Annotated in this window: 17 protein-coding genes; 6 read left to right on the top strand and 11 right to left on the bottom strand. The window is 70.4% G+C overall.

The window, feature by feature from the left end; genetic code table 11:
* Positions 1-35: 35 nt before the first annotated feature.
* The 5 genes from AW27_RS16210 to AW27_RS16190 all read right to left on the bottom strand — a co-directional run bounded on the left by AW27_RS16210 (position 36) and on the right by AW27_RS16190 (position 5,165).
* Positions 36-1,328: a M18 family aminopeptidase gene (locus tag AW27_RS16210; RefSeq protein ID WP_037920604.1), complete on the bottom strand. Its 1,293-nt coding sequence runs from the start codon at positions 1,326-1,328 to the stop codon at positions 36-38.
* 451 nt (positions 1,329-1,779) lie between these two features.
* The gene (locus AW27_RS16205) at positions 1,780-2,508 is read right to left on the bottom strand and encodes a hypothetical protein (protein ID WP_037920606.1); all 729 of its coding nucleotides are present in this window, start codon (positions 2,506-2,508) and stop codon (positions 1,780-1,782) included.
* Between the two features lie 152 nt (positions 2,509-2,660).
* A complete protein-coding gene (locus tag AW27_RS16200) occupies positions 2,661-4,487 on the bottom strand; it encodes an acyl-CoA dehydrogenase (protein WP_037920608.1) in 1,827 nt (608 codons plus the stop codon).
* 67 nt (positions 4,488-4,554) lie between these two features.
* Entirely contained in the window at positions 4,555-4,962 is a 408-nt protein-coding gene (locus AW27_RS16195) for an ATP-binding protein (protein WP_037920610.1), read from the bottom strand.
* Positions 4,959-5,165 (bottom strand): hypothetical protein, encoded by a 207-nt coding sequence (locus AW27_RS16190; RefSeq protein ID WP_037920612.1) that lies wholly within the window; start codon positions 5,163-5,165, stop codon positions 4,959-4,961. Before AW27_RS16190 ends, AW27_RS16195 begins: the two co-directional genes overlap by 4 nt.
* A 115-nt stretch (positions 5,166-5,280) precedes the next feature.
* On the opposite strand from AW27_RS16190, the gene AW27_RS16185 reads away from it, so the two are divergent.
* The 4 genes from AW27_RS16185 (at position 5,281) to AW27_RS16170 (ending at position 7,507) form a co-directional block, all read left to right on the top strand.
* Positions 5,281-6,132, top strand: coding sequence for a helix-turn-helix domain-containing protein (locus AW27_RS16185; RefSeq protein WP_037920614.1), 852 nt, complete (start codon positions 5,281-5,283; stop codon positions 6,130-6,132).
* Complete coding sequence (locus tag AW27_RS16180; RefSeq protein WP_037920616.1) at positions 6,113-6,328, top strand: DUF397 domain-containing protein; 216 nt, start codon at positions 6,113-6,115, stop codon at positions 6,326-6,328. Before AW27_RS16185 ends, AW27_RS16180 begins: the two co-directional genes overlap by 20 nt.
* Before the next feature lie 68 nt (positions 6,329-6,396).
* Positions 6,397-6,864 carry an SseB family protein gene (locus AW27_RS16175; protein WP_037920618.1) on the top strand — a complete coding sequence of 156 codons (468 nt, stop codon included), beginning with the start codon at positions 6,397-6,399 and terminating at the stop codon, positions 6,862-6,864.
* Between the two features lie 172 nt (positions 6,865-7,036).
* Complete coding sequence (locus AW27_RS16170) at positions 7,037-7,507, top strand: hypothetical protein (protein WP_037920621.1); 471 nt, start codon at positions 7,037-7,039, stop codon at positions 7,505-7,507.
* Between the two features lie 35 nt (positions 7,508-7,542).
* Here AW27_RS16170 and AW27_RS16165 read toward each other — a convergent pair whose 3' ends face one another.
* The 4 genes from AW27_RS16165 to AW27_RS16150 all read right to left on the bottom strand — a co-directional run bounded on the left by AW27_RS16165 (position 7,543) and on the right by AW27_RS16150 (position 12,157).
* Positions 7,543-7,926: a hypothetical protein gene (locus AW27_RS16165; protein WP_037920623.1), complete on the bottom strand. Its 384-nt coding sequence runs from the start codon at positions 7,924-7,926 to the stop codon at positions 7,543-7,545.
* A gap of 347 nt (positions 7,927-8,273) precedes the next feature.
* The gene (locus AW27_RS16160; RefSeq protein ID WP_037920625.1) at positions 8,274-9,326 is read right to left on the bottom strand and encodes a hypothetical protein; all 1,053 of its coding nucleotides are present in this window, start codon (positions 9,324-9,326) and stop codon (positions 8,274-8,276) included.
* Positions 9,327-9,329: 3 nt separating this feature from the next.
* Positions 9,330-11,687 carry a PPE family protein gene (locus AW27_RS16155; protein WP_236647599.1) on the bottom strand — a complete coding sequence of 786 codons (2,358 nt, stop codon included), beginning with the start codon at positions 11,685-11,687 and terminating at the stop codon, positions 9,330-9,332.
* A 17-nt stretch (positions 11,688-11,704) separates the two neighbouring features.
* The gene (locus tag AW27_RS16150; RefSeq protein WP_037920628.1) at positions 11,705-12,157 is read right to left on the bottom strand and encodes a hypothetical protein; all 453 of its coding nucleotides are present in this window, start codon (positions 12,155-12,157) and stop codon (positions 11,705-11,707) included.
* A 261-nt stretch (positions 12,158-12,418) separates the two neighbouring features.
* Here AW27_RS16150 and AW27_RS16145 point away from each other — a divergent pair, with 261 nt between their 5' ends.
* Positions 12,419-13,414: a pirin family protein gene (locus tag AW27_RS16145; protein ID WP_037920630.1), complete on the top strand. Its 996-nt coding sequence runs from the start codon at positions 12,419-12,421 to the stop codon at positions 13,412-13,414.
* Between the two features lie 78 nt (positions 13,415-13,492).
* On the opposite strand, the gene AW27_RS16140 is transcribed toward AW27_RS16145, so the two are convergent.
* Both AW27_RS16140 and AW27_RS16135 read right to left on the bottom strand, forming a co-directional pair.
* The gene (locus AW27_RS16140; RefSeq protein ID WP_037920632.1) at positions 13,493-14,578 is read right to left on the bottom strand and encodes an AI-2E family transporter; all 1,086 of its coding nucleotides are present in this window, start codon (positions 14,576-14,578) and stop codon (positions 13,493-13,495) included.
* Positions 14,579-14,636: 58 nt separating this feature from the next.
* Positions 14,637-16,814 carry an ATP-binding SpoIIE family protein phosphatase gene (locus AW27_RS16135; RefSeq protein WP_037920634.1) on the bottom strand — a complete coding sequence of 726 codons (2,178 nt, stop codon included), beginning with the start codon at positions 16,812-16,814 and terminating at the stop codon, positions 14,637-14,639.
* Between the two features lie 156 nt (positions 16,815-16,970).
* Here AW27_RS16135 and aspS point away from each other — a divergent pair, with 156 nt between their 5' ends.
* Positions 16,971-18,788 (top strand): aspartate--tRNA ligase, encoded by a 1,818-nt coding sequence (aspS, locus tag AW27_RS16130; RefSeq protein WP_037920636.1) that lies wholly within the window; start codon positions 16,971-16,973, stop codon positions 18,786-18,788.
* Positions 18,789-18,833 lie beyond the last annotated feature (45 nt).

Here is an 18,833-nt window from a genome sequence, read left to right as displayed (position 1 = left end):
TCCTGGGGGGCGGCCTTCGGGCCCGGCCCGCGGGCTCAGCTCTCCAGGAAGGCGACCAGGGCGTTGGCCAGGAGGTAGGGGTCGTCCGCGCCGCACAGTTCGCGCGCGCTGTGCATCGAGAGGATCGCGACGCCGATGTCCACGGTCTGGATGCCGTGGCGGGCGGCCGTGATCGGGCCGATCGTCGTGCCGCACGGCATCGCGTTGTTGGAGACGAAGGTCTGCCACGGGACGCCGGCGCGCTGGCACGCGGCGGCGAACACCGCGCGCCCGCTGCCGTCGGTGGCGTACCGCTGGTTGACGTTGACCTTCAGGATCGGGCCGGCATTGGCACGCGGGTGGTGCGTCGGGTCGTGTCGCTCACCGTAGTTGGGGTGCACGGCGTGCCCGGTGTCGGAGGACAGGCAGATGGTGCCGGCGAAGGCTCGGGCGCGGTCCTCGTAGGTACCCCCGCGGGCGAAGACTGAACGTTCCAGCACGTTCCCCAGCAGCGGGCCGTCCGCGCCGGTGTCCGACTGCGAGCCGTTCTCCTCGTGGTCGAAGGCGGCCAGCACGGGGATGTGGTCGAGCTTCTGCGCACCGGAGACGGCGGCGAGCGCGGCGACCCCGGCGTGTACGGACAGCAGGTTGTCCATCCGGGGGCCGGCCACGAGTTCGCGGTCCCGGCCCAGGTAGGCGGGCGGCTCGATCGAGTGGACCATCAGGTCCCAGCCGGCCACCGAGCCGTGTTCCAGGCCCTCTTCCTCCTCCAGGAAGGCGATGAGGTCGCCCTCGTGCGGATCGCCCAGACCCCAGATCGGCTGCATGTGCCGCTGCTTGTCGAGCTTGAGGCCGTCGCTGTTCACCGATCGGTCCAGGTGCACGGCCAGTTGGGGCACGCGCAGCAGCGCCCGGTCGATGTTCACGAGTCGCTCGGTGCCGTCGTGCAGTGTCAGCCGTCCGGCCAGGCCCAGGTCCCGGTCCAGCCAGGTGTTGAGCAGGGTGCCGCCGTAGATCTCGACCGCGATCTGCCGCCAGCCCTGCGAGCCCATGTCGGGGAGGGGCTTGACCCGCAGGTTCGGTGAGTCGGTGTGGGCGCCGACGATGCGGAACGGGGTGTGTGCCGAGGCGCCTTCGGGGACGTACCAGGCGATGAGCGCGCCGCCGCGGAGCACGAACCTGCCTCCGCTGCCCGAGTCCCATGCGTCCGTCTCCGACAGCTGCCTGAAGCCGGCCTTCTCCAGCCGCTCGGCCGCGTTGGCCACGGCGTGGTACGGCGTCGGACTGGCCGTCAGGAAGGTCATCAGATCGTCGGTGTGGCCGCGGTCGAAGCGGGCGGGAGAGCTCATCGTATTTCCCTTGTGTGGAAGCCCCCGGCTTCAGCCGGGTGAGGAAACGCAGTTCCGGCTCGGAGCCTCGTTGCGGCGGAGCGCCGCAGCGTCAGGCTGTGACCTGTGCTTGTGTTCGGATCATGACCGACCGCGCCCTCCGCGGTGCGGGGTTCCCTTCCGCGAAGCGGTCGTTCACCTACCGTTTCTATCCGACGGACGCGCAGGCCGGGGAGCGGTCCTGGGCGTCCGGGTGTGTGCGAACGGTCCACGGGAGGTCCTCCTCTCGGTCGGGGCGGTCCGTGGCGAAACAGGCCCACTCGTGAGTGTGGGCAGCCCCTCCCGCCGGGGAGGGGAGGAAACCAGGTGGTTCACCTTAACGAGGGTCGGGTTCCTGTTCGTCATGGCCGGACCGGGCGGGTCGCCGGGGGAACGGTTCCGTGTCCGCGGGGGTCCGCGTTCCCGTGCGTGCTCAGCCCGGCGGACGCTCGAATCTGCGCTGCAGTTGCCTGCGCTCGCCCCGGCGGATGCGCGGGAGCATCTCCGGGGTCTGCGGGGAGCGCTGCGCGCGCCTTCGGCGTCCGGCGCAGAAGATACAGGCTTCGCCGGGAGGTGCGTCGGGGTCGATCGGTGCGCCGGGGTGTTCGGAGCAGCCGGAGGCGTTGCGGGGGCGGGACAGCTCGCGGGCGACGATGAAGGCGCGGTGGAGGTCGTCGGCGATGCGGACGAAGTCCTCGGCGGGTGAGGACAGGCCCAGGTGGAACCGCTGGTCCTCGACGGTGCGCAGGTGGGTGCGCAGGGCGTGCAGCGTGTACGGGCCGTCTGGTACGGGGTAGCCCAGGCGGCGCTGCTCGGCGGCGGGGGCGGCGCCGGGTCCGCCGCGGTGGCGCTGTCCGAGGCGCCGGCGGTCGTTGCAGATGAGGCAGCGGCCCCAGCCCTCGGGGGCCTCGGGGTCGAGGGCGCCGTTGGGGTGTTCGGGGCAGCCGGTGTAGCTCTTGGCGGGGGCGAGTCCGGCGGCCGTCTGGAAGGCCACGTACAGCGCGTCGGCGATGGTGTCGTACTCGGCGGGGTGGGCGCCGTCGTAGAGCTCGCGCAGGTGGTCGCCGAGGCTGCCCAGGCTCGCCTGCAGCTCCTTGAGGGCGTACGGCCGCCCGGTGGGGACGGAGTACCCCCTGCTGCCGTGCTGATCCTGTGGACTCATGCCTACGAGCGTCCCATGAACGACTGACATCGGGGAAAGCCGCAGTACAGGGCCCCTGTGGCGGTGCCCGTGCACGCGGCAGCGGCCGGGTCCCCGTGCGGGGACCCGGCCGCTGTGCGGGTGCGGCGCAGTGGTGCCGCGGGCGGGGCGCCTTAGAAGGCGGCCTCGTCGAGCTCCATCAGGGAGTTGTCGACGGCCTCGGCCAGCTGGCGCTGGACGGAGACGCCCGGGAGGACCTCGGCGGCGAAGAACTTCGCGGCGGCGATCTTGCCGGTGTAGAAGGGGACGTCCTTGGCGGAGGCCGTCGCGAGCTTCTCGGCGGCCACGGCGGCGCCCTTGAGCAGGAGGTATCCGACGACCACATCGCCGGAGGCCATCAGCAGGCGGGTGGTGTTCTGGCCGACCTTGTAGATGTTCTTGACGTCCTCGCCGGTGGCGGTGAGGTCGACGATCATCTGGCCGACGATGGCCTCCAGGTCCACGGCGGCCTTGGCGAGCGCGTCGCGGGCGCCGGCCAGCTCCTCGCCCCCGACGGCCTCGGCCAGGAACTTCTTGATCGTCTCGGAGAGGATGTTCAGCGAGGCGCCCTGGTCGCGGACGATCTTCCGGAAGAAGAAGTCCTGGCCCTGGATGGCCGTGGTGCCCTCGTACAGGGTGTCGATCTTGGCGTCGCGGATGTACTGCTCGATCGGGTACTCCTGCAGGTAGCCGGAGCCGCCGAAGGTCTGCAGGGACTGTGCGAGCTGCTCGTAGGACTTCTCCGAGCCGTAGCCCTTGACGATCGGCAGGAGCAGGTCGTTCAGGCCGACGAGGGAGGAGGCGTCCTCGCCCGCGGCCTGCTTGACCTGGATCTCGTCCTGGACGGTCGCGGTGTAGAGGACGAGGGCGCGCATGCCCTCGGCGTACGCCTTCTGCGTCATCAGCGAGCGGCGCACGTCGGGGTGGTGGGTGATGGTGACCTTGGGCGCGGTCTTGTCCATGAAGTTCGCCAGGTCCGGGCCCTGCACGCGCTCCTTGGCGTACTCCAGGGCGTTCAGGTAGCCCGTCGAGAGCGTCGCGATGGCCTTCGTGCCGACCATCATGCGGGCGAACTCGATGATCATGAACATCTGGCGGATGCCGTCGTGCTTGTCGCCGATCAGCCAGCCCTTGGCGGGGTGCTGGTCGCCGAAGGTCATCTCGCACGTGTTGGAGGCCTTGAGGCCCATCTTGTGCTCGACGTTCGTGGCGTAGACGCCGTTGCGCTCGCCCAGCTCGCCGGTCTCCCAGTCGAAGTGGAACTTCGGGACGAGGAAGAGGGACAGGCCCTTGGTGCCGGGGCCGTGGCCCTCGGGGCGGGCGAGGACGTAGTGGAGGATGTTCTCCTCCATGTCGTGCTCACCGGAGGTGATGAAGCGCTTCACGCCCTCGATGTGCCAGGAGCCGTCCTCCTGCTGGATGGCCTTGGTGCGGCCGGCGCCCACGTCCGAACCGGCGTCCGGCTCGGTGAGGACCATGGTGGAGCCCCAGCGCTTCTCGACGGCGATCTGGGCGATCTTCTTCTGCGCCTCGTTGCCCTCCTCGTGGAGGACGCCGGCGAAGGCCGGGCCGGAGGAGTACATCCACACGGCCGGGTTCGAGCCGAGCAGGAGCTCCGCGTAGGCCCAGACGAGGGAGCGCGGGGAGACGGTGCCGCCGATCTCCTCCGGGATGCCCAGACGCCAGTACTCGGAGTCCATGAAGGCCTGGTAGCTCTTCTTGAAGGAGGCCGGGACCGGCGCCGTGTTGGTCTCCGGGTCGAAGACGGGCGGGTTGCGGTCGGCGTCCGCGAAGGACTCGGCCAGCTCGTTCTCGGCGAGGCGGGCTATCTCGGACAGGACGCTCTTGGCGGTCTCGGTGTCCATCTCCTCGAACGGACCGGTGCCGTAGTGCTGGTCGCGGCCGAGCACCTCGAAGAGGTTGAACTCGATGTCGCGGAGATTCGACTTGTAGTGCCCCATGGCGACGGCTCCGTTAAGGCTCGGGGAGACAGGTTCCTCGTACATACCAATCGGTAACAACATGATGCTACCCGCCGGTAATAACGGCAACCCTTCCGAGTCGACTGTGACCAGGGTCAAGCTCGCACCACACCGTCTTGGTGCCGTGCCCCTGCGTGACCCCCCATCGCGCGGCCAGGGCGTCGAGCAGGGCGAGCCCGCGCCCGGACTCCTCGTCCCCGGCAGCCTCCCGTCGTACGGGCCGGGCCGCCGGTGCGGGATCGGTGAGCTCGACCCGCGTACGGGTTGCCCTTCCGCTGATCCGCAGGGTGACGGGCGTGCCCTCGCCGAGGTGGCGGACGACGTTGGCCAGCAGCTCGGTGACGCACAGCTCGGCGTCGGGGTGCCCCTCGGGCCCGAGGTGCTCGCGCACGGCGTGCCGCAGCACGGGGGCCGCCTGGGGCGTAGCGAGCAGCCGGATGATGAGTTCGTTCACCGCTTCGCCAGTGCGGAGGCGATCCGCTGCGCGGTGGCGGCGCTGCAGTTGCCGAGGGTGATCAGTGGCGGCGTCCCGTAGCGCCCGGCGTAGGAGGGCAGGTGCAGGTCCAGCGAGGGCAGGGTGATCCCGTGCGCGGCGAGCGCGCCGCGCAGTGCGTCGAGGGCCGCGAAGGCCTCGCGGTCGTGGGGGTGGTCGCTCATGGCAGACCCTTTCGTGGCGGAGTGTGACGAAGCCCTCACAGGCTGGCGCCCTGCCGCGTACCTTGGGAAGGGTTTCCGGTTGCGCTGGACAAGTGGCAAATGGCGGTGGTGGGTTGTGCCGGCTCGCAAGGACCCGGACGCATCGGCGAACGTGCCGTCGTTCTACGGAGCGGAACTCCGCTACAAGCGGGAGGCCGCCGGGCTCACGCTCGACCAGCTGGCCGAGGGCAGCTTCAGGGGCGTGCCGTTCCTGAGCCAGATCGAGCGCGGGGAGCGGCGGATGCCGCTGGACCTGGCCCGGCACGTGGACGCGCGGCTGGGGACGGACGGGTTCTTCGAGCGCCGCTGTGAGGACGCGCGCCGCGCGAGGCAGTCGGGCCACGCCGAGTACTTCGCGGACGTGGCGGAGATGGAGCCGTTCGCCGAGACCATCGAGGAGTGGGCCCCGATGCTCGTACCGGGGCTGCTCCAGACCCCCGCCTACGCACGGGCGATCAGCCGTGCCGCCATGCCCCGGGCGGCCGACGAGACGATCGAGAAGCTGGTGGCCGCCCGGATGGGGCGGGCGAAGCTCTTCGGCGGAGAGTGCCCGCCCGACTTCTGGGCCGTGCTGGACGAGTCGGTGATCCGCCGCCCGGCCCTGCCATCCGCGCAGATGGCGGAGTTGCTGGAGCACATCGCGGCCGTGGTCCGCCGGACCAGGTCCATTCTGCAAGTCGTCCCGGAAACGACCGCCGCCCACGCCCTCATGATGGGGATGGCGAAGCTGATGACCTTCCCGGACGCGCCGCCCGTGGTCTACGTGGAGAGCCTGCACAGCGGCCAACTCATCGACTTTCCGGCCCTCGTGAAGGAGTACCGCAGGTCCTACGATCTGTTGAGGGCCGCCGCTTTGCCGCCGGAGGCGTCCCTGGCCCTCCTCGACGCCGCGGCAGAGGATTACCGACATGGCAAGCAGCGGAACTGACCTGAGCGCCGCGACCTGGCGCAAGAGCAGCTACAGCAACGGCACCGGCGGCGACTGCGTCGAAGTGGCCGACGGTCTCGCCGGGGTCGTCCCCGTGCGTGACTCGAAGCGGCGCGACGGCGCGGTCGTCACCGTCGCGGCATCGGCCTGGGCCCCGTTCGTACGGGCGCTGAAGGCGGGGGACCTGCCCGGCTGAGGCCCCCGCCGGGAAGCCGTGGCCGGTACCGGCCGGTACGGCTTCGGCCGCTCGGTAGGGTGGGCCGCATGTACGGCTACGACCAGAACCCGGGCGCCCAGCAGCAGGGCTACGCGCAGCAGCCTCCGCCGCAGCAGGGCTACGCGCAGCAGACGCCGCCGCTGTACCCGGAGCCGTCCCCGCCGTCACTCACGGACGCCGTGCGTGCCTTCACCACCGGTCAGCTCGCCGCCGAGGACTTCCAGCAGATCTTCGCGACGTCGAAGGTCTACTGCCCGCGCGGTGAAACCCCGGGCTTCCTGGCACTGCACAACACGCAGCACCCGGTCATCCCCATGTTCTCCACGCTGAAGGAGCTGCGCCGGTACGCCGGCAAGGAGTCCAAGTACTTCGTGATCACCGGCGCAGAGGTGATCGACCTGCTGCCGACCGGGTACGGCTTCGTCCTCGACATGGAGGGCGACCACCGGATGGTCTTCGACGCGAAGGCGGTCGAGCAGATGGTCGACTTCGCGATGCGCCGCATGTACGGCTAGACGCCCTGGCTGCGCCGACGGCCGGGAGCCGTCCGGCCGGCCGCCCGGTCCGCATCCGCACGTAGGCCCGCGTGGCCGCCACGGACGCCGAAGACTGCCGGTACCCGGCAGCGTCCCCGTATCCGCCGCCCTGCGAGGATCCGGCTGCGGGCGGGATCGGCGGAGGTGGGCGATGGCCGGATTGGGCAGCCGTACGGCAGCGGAGTGGCCGTGGCAGGGGCGCGTACTGTGCGTCGTCTGCGCCCTGGTGTCCTTCTTGACGGCGCCCCTCACCGGCGTACTTGCCACCGCCGCCCTGGGCTGGACGGGGACCCCCGGCCTGCTGACCGCCGTGAGCTGTCACGAGCGGGCCACGGGCAAGGGAGTGACCACGAGCTGCTACAGCACGTTCGTCCCGGACGACCGGCACGTGCTCCCCGAGGCGGTGAGCGTCGACTGGCCGCGCGGCACGGAGGGTGCGACGAAGCACGTACGGACGACCGTGCTGGGCGTCCACCAGAAGGAGGACGCGCTCGACGCGCTCCTGCTCCTGGCCTTGACCGCGAGTCTGGTCGCGCTGGGCACGGTCGCCCTGCGCCCCCTGCTGCGGAGTCCGCAGGGGGCGGACCAGCCGGTGGGGATGAGCGCCCGCCGCCTGCCGTGACGGGCCACCGCATCGCTCCGCCGGAGACTGGAGCCCTATGGCCGTCCGCTGGTCCAGTCGCGGCCCTCCAGGCGGGAGAGGACCTTGGCGTACACCGTGGTCGCCGCTGCGACGACGGTCGCTATGGAGGCCAGCGCGAGGATCCCCAGCAGTGCGGGCCACTCACGCAGTGCGTCGCGGCACGAGCGGTCCTCGGACAGCGGGCCGACCAGCGGGCCCCGGCACTCGGGTCGGCCCCCGTACTCGGGGCCGTAGTCGGCGAGCATCAGGAAGAGGAACCATCCCCAGACGGCCATGGCCAGGAGCATCCAAGCGATCGACCACCCCTCGATACGTCCTGCCCGGCGCGGCTCCTCGGAGCGCGCCGGTGGGGCGGCCGCGGGATCGGGCGTGTGCTCGGCGGGGGCGTCGGCAGTCATGTTTCTCCTTGACGGTTCGGTTGGTCGCCGGTGGGCAGGGCGTGCGGGGGAGGCCGAGAATCCGGTCCACCCCGCACCCCATGCAGTCGTCAGCCGTGCGGAAGCCGCACCGAGGGCACGGCTACCGCTTGCCGGCTGCGTCGACGAAGGTCTGGAAAATCTGCTGTGGCGCGGCGCAGCCCCCGGCGTCGAGCACGTCCCGGTACCGGTGACGCGCCGTCCGGGACGTACGCCATGGCGGACGGGTTCTTCCAGGCCTCGGGCGGGAACGCGAAGTCCGGCTCATGCGGCCCGGTCCGCGTCTCGATCTCCAACGGCTTCCCGCCGAAGAGCCTGCCCTTCCGCCGTCAGCTCTTCGGCGTCCCGCAGCCGCGCTCCGCGGTCACGGCGTTGGCGAAGGCTTCGAAGAGTTCCGTGCGGGCCTGCGACGCCTTGTCCATTCCCTCGTCGAGGAGCAGGTCGCTGTAGGCGTCGTTGAGGCTCATACCCAGGTACAGATCGCCGTCCTTGCAGGTGGTGACGGTCCGGCTGCGCTCGCGGGTGGCAGCCTTGTCCTGGCGTACCCCCTGGGTCACCACGGGATCGTCGCTGACCGCGAAGTCGATCCGCGGTGCTCCGGACCCCTGCAGGTCGAGGCTGCACACCCGGGTTCGGGACTCCTTGCCGGTGACGCGCTCCGTGCCCTGCTCCGCCTTGCCCTGGACCAGAGCCGCTTCCGGCAGCCGGAACCCCGGAATACCGCATGCGTTGGCCGGGTCGGTGGGCTTCGGCGCACCGGCCGGCCCCTGCAGGCGGGCGGGGTCCTTCAAGGCGCCCGTGTCCTTGCAGCCGAGGCCGTCGGCCACGTGCCGGGCCCCGGACATCGCGACACGGGCGAGCGCCTCGGGTGTGGTGCGGCCCTGTGCCAGGTTCACCTTGAGGACCGAGACCTCGGATTCCTTGGAGTTGGGCCGCACCGCGCCGGGGCAGCCGCCCGGAAGCAGGACCCATGCCTGCGTCTCGGAGGCCGCACCGGTCGCCCCACCGACGAAGTAGGAGAAGGCGGAGGCGTCCTTCCACAGCGCGGAGCCGGCCCAGGCGAAGTCTGCGCTGTCGAAGGACAGCTCGGCTTCTAGACCGGGCTGGTCCTCGCTCAGGAACTTGTTCGTGCGCTGCACCTTGCACGAGAACGAGTAGTACGGGTCCGACCCGTCCTGCAGGCTCTTCTGGACGATCCGGCCGGGGCCGGAGAGCACGGAACCCGCCTCGGACGAGGGGAGGGCGCCGGCGCAGAAGTGGTCCGGACCCAGGGCATCTGTGTTCCACCAGGTGAACAGCCCGGCGCAGCCGGCCAGGGCGGCCACTGCGGCCAGTACGGCGACCGCCCGCCCGGGGCGCGTACCTCGTGTGCGTATGGGCATGGATTACTTCCGTTCCCGCAGTGCGTCGTAGGCGCTCTCGCGCCCGCTCGTGTAGCTCTGCCGTGCTTCTCGCTGGGCGGCGTCGATCATGGTCTCCGACTGCCGCGTCTGCGTGCCCCAGCTGTCGAAGATGCGGTTGAGGTCGTCCTGGGCAGCGTCGTTGCCGGAGCTGATGCGGTCCCGGGCCAGCAGGCCCTGTTCCGCGGTGACGCCCTTGAGCCACTCGTTCCAGTAGCCGTCGACGACTCGCTGGGCCATGTCCCCGACGACCGGGATGCCGGTGATGGCACCGCCGATGACGTGGTAGCCGTAGACGCGCTGGTCGCCGGCGGCACTCAGCTTGGAATCCCGCTCGCCCAAATGCACGTCGCCGCCGACCGCGTTGTACGCGCCGTTGGCCTCGCCGATCTTCGCGGCGAGGTTTTTGACGGCCTCGGGGTCGGACAGGTCCTGTGTGGTGAGCTGATGTGCCGTGTAGCGGCGCTCGGCCTCGTGCAGGAGGAAGAAGTTCTCGGGGTCCTCGGAGACGCCGCGCATGATGCGGAGCATGCTGCTCCGGCTGTTTTGGATCCGGGATTCGTTTCCGTCGGAACCGGAACCGGGCTGACCGCTCATGGTGCCATCGCCGACGATCGTGTCCACCATGTCCGGCGTGTACGAGGCCAGTGCCCTTGCGAGGGAGCCGCGCATGCTCGCGTAGCCCGGCTCCTTGAGCAGGTTGTCGCCGTTCGCCTTCGAGTCGTCGCCGTCCCTGCCGGTGGCGCTGCCGTAGTCGAGGAGGTTGATCGTGTCGTGCATGATGCGGGCCTGGGCCTCGCTGTGGCGGCCGAGTTCCGCGCCTGGCGAGCCGGCCGCGCGGCCCGTCGTGGCGGCCTCGATGGCCAGGCCGAGGCCGGTGCGGGCGTCCTTGTCGAAGGTGTCGGAGCCGGAGATCTCCATGTTGCCGCGCCAGTCGACGGTGTTGACGACGTCCCAGTCCCGCTTCGTCGTCAGGTACTCGAGGCGGTTCTTGTCGCCGTCGTTCGCGGGGTCGAGGTAGCCGGTCGCAGCCTCCGGGTTGCGGCTCATGATCCCCAGCGTTGCGTCGACCGGATCGTTCTTGAACCAGCCGTCCTTGCTGCCCTCGAACTTGCCGTGCAGGTCCCAGACGTCCTTGTCCTTCTTCTCGGCGTCGATCATCTGGTCCGTGAGGTCGCCGAGGAACTGGGGCGAGTAGCCGTCACCCTGCTGCATGAGGGTGACCAGTCCCTGGTAGCCGCGGATCTCCTGGCCCTGGCCGCGGGTCATGGGGGCCTTGTCGGCCGCTACGTCCAGGTCGAACCTGTCGAGTCCCGCCTTCTTCAGGTCGGCCATGAAGTCGTTGTAGAACTTCGCGTCCGGGGTCTTCGACCACTTCTCGAACGCCTGCTGGTACTCCTTGGTGCCGTAGGCAGGGTTCTTCTGCCCTTCGACGAAGACCATCTGTGTGGCGTTGGCGAGGGTGTTGGCCAGTGACTTGTTGGTGTCGCCGTAGAGGCCCTTGCGGCCGGAATCACCCGAGTGCGCGACGTTGTTGAGCGTGTTGGCCAGCTTGATCGTGCCTTCGGCGCCCAGCACGCCCACGAAGTCCCGGCCGAACTCCGTGTGGTGTTTGAAAGCCGGGTTGCTGTTGTCGCGCATGATGCGGTTGAACGCCTCGACGTCGGCGTTCGGTACGGGCGCGCCGCTGTTGAGCCGGGTGGCGACGTCCTTGACGTACTCCAGCTCGTATTCCTCGATGTCGCTCTTGGCGTCCGCGTTGAAGCCGTTCCGCGTGGCGTCCTTGCCCGTGATGGCGTCCTTGTTGCTGTCCTTCACGGCGCCCGCGAGGGCCAGCTTCACGCCGGCGTCGGCGTCCTCGAAGGCCTTGACGTACTTCTTGATCTGGTCGGCCCAGTCGTTGGCCGCCTTGTTCCACTCCCCGAGCAGCTTCTGGCCGTCGGGGTCGTGGACGTACGCGTAGCGTTCCTGGGCGGTCAGGTCGGGGCGGACGTTGCCCTCGTCGTCGACGGCCATCTTCGCCTTGCGGGCGTCCGCGACCACCGACTCCAGTCGCTGCTTCAGCTCCGTGAACTGCCCGTGCGCGTCCCGCAGCAGGTTTGCGACGGCCTTCGCCTGCGTCTGCGCGGCCCCGTACTCGTACTGCGTGCCCGCGAAGTTCGTGTAGGCGGCACCCTGGGCTATGCCCTGCCAGGTGGTGTTGCCCTGCGCCAGCCCCTGGGTGGCCGCCGCGTAGGCCGATTCCGCCTTCTTGAAGTCGCTCGCCATGTCGTCCCAGGCCTTCGCCGCGGCGGTGAGCTTGTCGTACTGGGTCGACATGACCTTCTTGTAGGTGAGTCCCATGGTCTACTGCTCCCCTCTCAGCGGTATGCCTCGACGCCCGGCTCGGGCGCGGGCTTCAGCAGCGGGCGGAAGCCGTTGTAGATCTCGTTGTCCTGACCCAGGAACATCCGCCGTGTGACGGCCAGGTTGTGGGACTCCGTGGCCAGGCGGCTCAGCAGGTTCTTGACCTGGTTGTCCCAGGTCGTCTCGACCGTCTTCAGGCCCGCCGCCGTGTCCCAGCCTGAGAAGGCGGTGATGGCGGAGGCCGTCTCCTCGTCGGCCTTCTTGGCGGCGGTCTCCGTCTGCGTCCTGACCTCGCCGCCGAGCTTTCCGGATGCGATCTTCTTCTTCGACTCGTCGCTGCCGAAGTCGGCCGAGCCGCCGCCTCCGCCTCCGCCGTCCGGTGCGGCGAGCTGGTTCAGACGCATGGCGGGGTTCTGACGCTCCGTCGCCTCCGCGCGCAGTTGGGCCCATTCCTCGTCGAAACCCATCGTCTCCCCCGTGGTGTCTTCGAGATCGTCGTGTCGCCGTGGACGTCAGTTCTATCAAGGTGTGCGGGTGTGAAGGGCGAGGCATCGGGTGCCGGAAGTGGATCGTGATCTTCAGGCCACCCTGTGTCGGTTGCGTGTCACGGACCGTGTGTCGCCGGGGCGGGTTGCCGCTCCGGGAATGGAGGACGGGGGGTCCGCGTTCTGACCGGTGGCAGAAAGTTCGAGTTTCAACTAAACTCGGATCAGAAGGAGGTCCTGACCATGCCCGCAGTGACTGTTGAGAACCCGTTGACGCTTCCGCGCGTGGCCCAGCCCCAGGCCGCCGTCCCGCGCAAGGTGCTGGCCGTCGTCACCGCACCGAGTGGGTTCGAGGGTGAGGGATTCCCGGTGCGCCGCGCGTTCGCCGGGATCAACTACCAGTACCTGGACCCGTTCATCATGATGGACCAGATGGGCGAGGTGGAGTACGCGCCGGGCGAGCCGAAGGGCACCCCGTGGCACCCGCACCGCGGCTTCGAGACCGTCACGTACCTGATCGACGGCACCTTCGTCCACCAGGACAGCAACGGCGGCGGCGGAGTCATCAACGGCGGCGACACCCAGTGGATGACCGCCGGTTCGGGCCTGCTGCACATCGAGGCCCCGCCGGAGTCGCTCGTCGTCAGCGGCGGGCTCTTCCACGGCCTCCAGCTGTGGGTGAACCTGCCGGCCTCGGACAAGATGATGCCCCCGCGCTACCAGGACATCGGCGGCGGCAAGGTCACCCTGCTGTCCACCCCGGACGGCGGCTCCCTGCTCCGGGTGATCGCCGGTGAGCTGGACGGCCACGAGGGCCCGGGGATCACCCACACGCCCATCACGATGATCCACGCGACCGTCGCGCCGGGTGGGCAGATCACCCTGCCGTGGCGCGAGGACTTCAACGCCCTGGCGTACGTGATGGCCGGCCGCGGGTCGGTCGGCGAGGACCGCAGGCCCGTCCACACCGGGCAGACGGCGGTCTTCGGCGAGGGCGGATCGCTCACGGTCCGGGCGGACGAGTCGCAGGACTCCAATGCACCCGACCTGGAGATCGTCCTCCTCGGCGGGCGTCCGATCCGGGAGCCGATGGCGCACTACGGCCCGTTCGTCATGAACAGCAGGCACGAGCTCCAGCAGGCCTTCGACGACTTCCAGGCGGGCCGGCTGGGCCGCATCCCCACCACCGCCCGCACCGGTCTCGGCCACCGCGGGGCGGGACGGGCGGAGGAGGACTGACGGCGTGAGGCCGTGACACGACTGCGGGCCGCGCCCCGGGAAGGGGGCGCGGCCCGCGGTCGTCGTACCGGAGTCCGGTCAGGCGTGCCCCGCGGGCTGCGGCTGTGCCTCCGGCTCGGGCTCCGGCTCCGCCGCGGCATAGCGGGCGCGGAGCTCCGACGCGACGCCGAAGACCGCCGCGGTCAGCGGCACCGCGAGGAGCATGCCGAGAATCCCGGCGACGCTGGCCCCGGCGGTGATGGCCAGCATGACCACGGCCGGGTGCATCTGCACCGTGCGGCTCTGCACCACGGGCTGCAGCACGTACCCCTCGATCATCTGGACCAGCAGCACCAGGCCGAGCGCCCACAGGCCGATCACCCACCCGCGGTCGGCGAAGGCGACCAGGACCGCGACGGCGCCCGAGAGGATCGCGCCGAGGTAGGGGATGTAGGCGGTCACGAAGACCAGGGCGGCCAGGCCCAGTGCCCCTGGCACGTCGAGGATCAGCAGACCCGCGCCGATCAGCACGCCGTCGATCAGGGCCACGAAGGTGGTGCCGCGCATGAAGCCCTCCACGGCCTCGAAGGCGCGCCGCCCCATCGCCTCCATCAGGTCGCCGGAACGGCTCGGCACGATCGAGCGCAGCGTGTCGACGGCCCGGTCGGAGTCGCGCAGGAAGAAGAAGATCAGCACCATCGCGAGCAGGACCATCGCCAGCATCGAACCCACCACGCTGAGCCCGGCGACCACGCCGGACGCGGCTGTGCCGCCGAACTTCGCCAGCAGGTCCTTGGAGTTCGCGGTGATGTCCTCCAGCGAGGTGCCCACCGCCCCGAAGTGCTCGGCGAGCATCCGGCCGGCCCGCCGCAGCGAGTCGACGATCTGGTCGCCGGTCTCGATGAGCGCGAGGACCACGATGTAGGAGGCTCCGCCGACGACGGCGACCACGGCGAGGCAGGTCAGCGCCGCGGCCAGTGAGCGGTTCGCCCCCATGCCCACCAGGCGCCGGTGCATCGGCCCGAGCAGGGCCGTGCCCAGCACGGCCAGCAGGACGGGCGTGACGACGGTCTGGAGGACGGTGCACAGCCATACGCCGACGGCGAGGACGGCAGCGGCCAGCAGGGCGACGGCGCACCAGGCGGCGAGCCGCCGCACCGGTTCGGGGAGCAGGGAGTTCGGCACGCCGTCATCCAACCACGGGGCCCTGAGGCGGCTCCCGGCTGCAGGGGGGCATCCGGCTCTAGGGGGTGTCCGGCTGCTTCGACTGCTCGTACAGCTCGAACCAGATCGACTTGCCCTCGCCGCGCGGGTCCACGCCCCACGCGTCGGCCAGCATCTCCATCAGCAGCACCCCGCGCCCGCTGGAGGCCATCTCGCCGGGGTGCCGCTTGTGCGGGAGCTCGTCGCTGGAGTCGGTGACCTCCACGCGCAGCCGGCGCTCGCCCAGCTCGCCGGCGGCCTCCGCCACCAGCAGGGCGTCGCCGTCGGTGTGCACCAGGACGTTGGTCACCATCTCGGAGACCATCAGCACCACCGCGTCGAGCTGCTCCTCGTCGGCCCAGTCGTGCAGCAGCTCCCGGACCTGCCGGCGGGCGCCGGCGATGCGTTCCGGTTCCGCCTGGGCCACGGTCAGCATCGTGCGGCGGACGGGGCGGGCCGGGTGCGCCACCGGAGTGCCGCAGCCGCAGCCGCCGCCCTCGCGGCACAGCAGCACCACGGCTATGTCGTCCTCGCGGCGGTCAGCCAGCGGGCCGGTGGTGTGGTGCGAGGACGGTCCGTGCACGGCCCGGACCAGCAGGTCGGCGAGCACTTCGAGATGCCCGCCCTCATGGCCCCCGGCCTCGTGCGTGTCGGCCTCCAGGACGGCGCGCAGCCGGGCCCAGCCGGTGTCCAGGTCGTGGCCGCCGGTCTCGATGAGCCCGTCGGTGCAGAGCATCATCGTCTCGCCGGGCTCCAGGGTGAATCGGGTGGTCGGGTAGTCGGTGTCGGGGACGATCCCGAGGGGCAGCCCGCCGGCGGTGGGCCGCGTCAGGACGGTGCCGTCGGTCATCCGGACCGCGGGGTCGGGATGGCCGGCGCGGGCCACCTCCAGCGTTCCGGTCCGAGGGTCGCACTCCACGTAGAGGCAGGTCGCGAACCGCGGGCTCCGGGCGTCGGCGTCGTCGTCGGCGCCGTCCCCGGTGTGGGGGTCCTGCGAGGCGCACAGCCCGGCGAGGAAGCGGGAGGCGCGCGAGAGCACCGCGTCCGGCCGGTGTCCCTCGGACGCGTACGCCCGTACGGCGATCCGCAGCTGGCCCATCAGCCCGGCCGCCCGGACGTCATGGCCCTGGACGTCACCGATGACCAGTGCGAACCGGCCCGACGGCAGCGGGATCATGTCGTACCAGTCGCCGCCGACCTGGAGACCGCCACCCGTGGGGACGTAGCGGGCGGCGATCCGCATGCCGGGGATCTCCGGGCCGAGCTGGGGCATCATCGACCGTTGCAGGCCGGTGGTGAGTTCCCGCTCGGATTCGGCCACCCCGGCCCGCTGGAGGGCCTGGGCGAGCATCCTGGCCACGGTCGTCAGGACGGACCGCTCGTCGGGCGAGAAGGAGGCGGGCTGCCTGAAGGCGGCCATCCACGCGCCCATGGTCCGCCCGGCCACGATCAGCGGCAGGAAGGCCCAGGACACCCGATCGAAGCGCTGCGCGAGCGGCCAGGTGGCCGGGAAGCGCCGTCTGTAGTCCTCCGGGGTCGGCAGGTAGATCGCCCGGCCCGTACGGACGACCTCCGCGGCCGGGTAGTCCGTCTCCAGCGCCATGTCCGTGAAGGGCCCCTCGTCCCCGGCGTCGTGCCCGTGGTGCCCGATGACCGACAGCCGGTCCCCGGCCACGCCGAAGACGGCCAGCCCGTCGGGGTTGAAGCCCGGCATGGACAGCGAGGCCGCGACCCGCAGCACCTCCGCCGTGGACCGGGCCTCCGCCAGCGCCCGGCCGGCGTCCAGCAGGAAGGCCTCGCGGGAACGCCGCCAGTCGCCGGTGATGGGCGTGTGCACGGCGGTGGTGCCCGGCTGCGGCTCGGCGACCTCCTGGATGGTGCCGATCAGCTCGTAGTCCAGGCTGCCGTCGGCCGACCACCGCTCCAGCGGTTTGGAGCGGCTGCGCACGGTCCGCATGACCCGTCCGTCCACGTCCATGATCCGCAGTCGAGCCTCGGCGAGGGTGCCCTCGGCGACGGCCAGGTTCACGATCCCGTTGACCTCGTTCCAATCCACGGGGTGGAAGCGCGACCGTACGGCGGCCTCCGGCAGCTCCACTGGTTCGGCGGGCAGCCCGAGCAGCCGGGCGGCCTCCCCGTCCAGGGAGACCGTCCCGGAGGCGTTGTCCCATCGCCACAGACCCGTCGCGACGGCGGCCAGGACATCCTCGGTACGCACTCGGTCATCTTGACAGGTCATATCCGTTACGTGCCTCTTCGGTGCCTGTCGCGCGCATTTGCGCAGGCGAGCGATACTGCCCGCCCCGCCGTCGCCCCGGACGGTAACCTTGGGACGGTTGAATCCACCCTGGTATCGCGTAGAACTGGATGACTGATGCATCGGTACAGGTCCCACACCTGCGGCGAGCTCCGCGCCTCTGACGTCGCCGCCGACGTCCGACTGAGCGGCTGGCTGCACAACCGTCGAGACCTGGGCGGCATCCTCTTCATCGATCTGCGTGACCACTACGGCATCACGCAGCTGGTCGCCCGCCCCGGCACCGCGGCGAACGAGGCCCTCAGCAGCGTGTCCAAGGAGACCGTGGTCCGCATCGACGGCAAGGTCGTCTCCCGCGGCGCGGACAACGTGAACCCCGACCTGCCGACCGGCGAGATCGAGATCGAGGTCGCCGAGGTCGAGGTGCTCGGCGCCGCCGCCCCGCTGCCGTTCACCATCAACACCGACGACGGCGTGAACGAGGAGCGGCGTCTGGAGTACCGCTTCCTCGACCTGCGCCGCGAGCGCATGCACCGCAACATCATGCTGCGCTCGGCGGTCATCGCCTCGATCCGGTCGAAGATGGTGGCCCTCGGCTTCAACGAGATGGCGACCCCGATCCTCACCGCGACCTCCCCCGAGGGCGCCCGTGACTTCGTGGTGCCGTCCCGCCTGAACCCGGGCAAGTTCTACGCCCTGCCGCAGGCCCCGCAGCAGTTCAAGCAGCTGCTGATGATCTCCGGCTTCGACCGGTACTTCCAGATCGCACCCTGCTTCCGCGACGAGGACGCCCGCGCCGACCGCTCGCCGGGCGAGTTCTACCAGCTCGACGTCGAGATGTCGTTCGTCGAGCAGGAGGACGTCTTCCAGCCGATCGAGCGCCTGATGACCGAGCTCTTCACCGAGTTCGGCGGCGGCCGCGAGGTCACCTCGCCGTTCCCGCGGATCCCGTTCCGCGAGTCGATGCTGAAGTACGGCAACGACAAGCCCGACCTGCGTGCCAAGCTGGAGCTCGTCGACATCACCGACGTGTTCGAGGGCTCGGAGTTCAAGGCGTTCGCCGGCAAGCACGTGCGTGCCCTGGCCGTCCCGGACACCGCCGCCCAGCCGCGCAAGTTCTTCGACGGCCTCGGCGACTACGCGGTCTCGCTGGGCGCGAAGGGCCTGGCCTGGGTGCGCGTGGGCGAGGACGGTTCGCTGTCCGGCCCGATCGCCAAGTTCCTCACCGAGGAGAACGTCAAGGTCCTCACCGAGCGCCTGGGTCTGGTCCCCGGCCACGCCGTGTTCTTCGGCGCCGGCGAGTTCGACGAGGTCTCCAAGATCATGGGGCCGGTCCGGGTCGAGGCGGCCAAGCGCGCCGGCCACTTCGAGGACAACGTCTTCCGCTTCTGCTGGATCGTCGACTTCCCGATGTACGAGAAGGACGAGGAGACCGGCAAGATCGACTTCTCCCACAACCCGTTCTCCATGCCGCAGGGTGGCATGAAGGACCTGGAGGAGAAGGACCCGCTCGACATCCTGGCGTGGCAGTACGACATCGTCTGCAACGGCATCGAGCTGTCCTCCGGCGCCATCCGCAACCACGAGCCCGAGGTCATGCTGAAGGCCTTCGAGATCGCGGGCTACGAGGCCGAGACCGTCGAGCGCGAGTTCGCGGGCATGCTGCGCGCCTTCCGCCTCGGCGCCCCGCCGCACGGCGGCATCGCCCCGGGCGTGGACCGCATCGTGATGCTGCTGGCCGACGAGCCGAACATCCGCGAGACCATCGCCTTCCCGCTCAACGGCAACGCGCAGGACCTGATGATGGGCGCGCCGACGGTCCTGGAGGAGGCCCGTCTGCGCGAGCTGAACATCGCGCTGCGCAAGCCGGTCGAGACGAAGGCGTCCGACGCCAAGCCGATCGCGGAGTCGGTGCACCCCGACGCCGCGCGCTGAGCGGTGGCCGGGTAGCGGTGTAGCCGTGCGGAAGGGCCCGGGGGC

This window comes from Streptomyces sp. PCS3-D2 (assembly GCF_000612545.2).
In the GTDB taxonomy this organism is placed as follows: Bacteria; Actinomycetota; Actinomycetes; order Streptomycetales; family Streptomycetaceae; genus Streptomyces.
The sequence above is the reverse complement of the archived record's forward strand: the minus strand, read 5'-3'. Positions and strand labels throughout refer to the sequence as shown.

Coding starts and splice junctions, on each gene's coding strand:
- AW27_RS16155 (WP_236647599.1), bottom strand. CDS start 11,687: ATGGGACTCACCTACAAGAAGGTCATGTCGACCCAGTACGACAAGCTC.
- AW27_RS16175 (WP_037920618.1), top strand. CDS start 6,397: ATGTACGGCTACGACCAGAACCCGGGCGCCCAGCAGCAGGGCTACGCG.
- AW27_RS16180 (WP_037920616.1), top strand. CDS start 6,113: ATGGCAAGCAGCGGAACTGACCTGAGCGCCGCGACCTGGCGCAAGAGC.
- AW27_RS16170 (WP_037920621.1), top strand. CDS start 7,037: ATGGCCGGATTGGGCAGCCGTACGGCAGCGGAGTGGCCGTGGCAGGGG.
- AW27_RS16165 (WP_037920623.1), bottom strand. CDS start 7,926: ATGACTGCCGACGCCCCCGCCGAGCACACGCCCGATCCCGCGGCCGCC.
- AW27_RS16160 (WP_037920625.1), bottom strand. CDS start 9,326: ATGCCCATACGCACACGAGGTACGCGCCCCGGGCGGGCGGTCGCCGTA.
- aspS (WP_037920636.1), top strand. CDS start 16,971: ATGCATCGGTACAGGTCCCACACCTGCGGCGAGCTCCGCGCCTCTGAC.
- AW27_RS16145 (WP_037920630.1), top strand. CDS start 12,419: ATGCCCGCAGTGACTGTTGAGAACCCGTTGACGCTTCCGCGCGTGGCC.
- AW27_RS16200 (WP_037920608.1), bottom strand. CDS start 4,487: ATGGGGCACTACAAGTCGAATCTCCGCGACATCGAGTTCAACCTCTTC.
- AW27_RS16205 (WP_037920606.1), bottom strand. CDS start 2,508: ATGAGTCCACAGGATCAGCACGGCAGCAGGGGGTACTCCGTCCCCACC.
- AW27_RS16210 (WP_037920604.1), bottom strand. CDS start 1,328: ATGAGCTCTCCCGCCCGCTTCGACCGCGGCCACACCGACGATCTGATG.
- AW27_RS16150 (WP_037920628.1), bottom strand. CDS start 12,157: ATGGGTTTCGACGAGGAATGGGCCCAACTGCGCGCGGAGGCGACGGAG.
- AW27_RS16190 (WP_037920612.1), bottom strand. CDS start 5,165: ATGAGCGACCACCCCCACGACCGCGAGGCCTTCGCGGCCCTCGACGCA.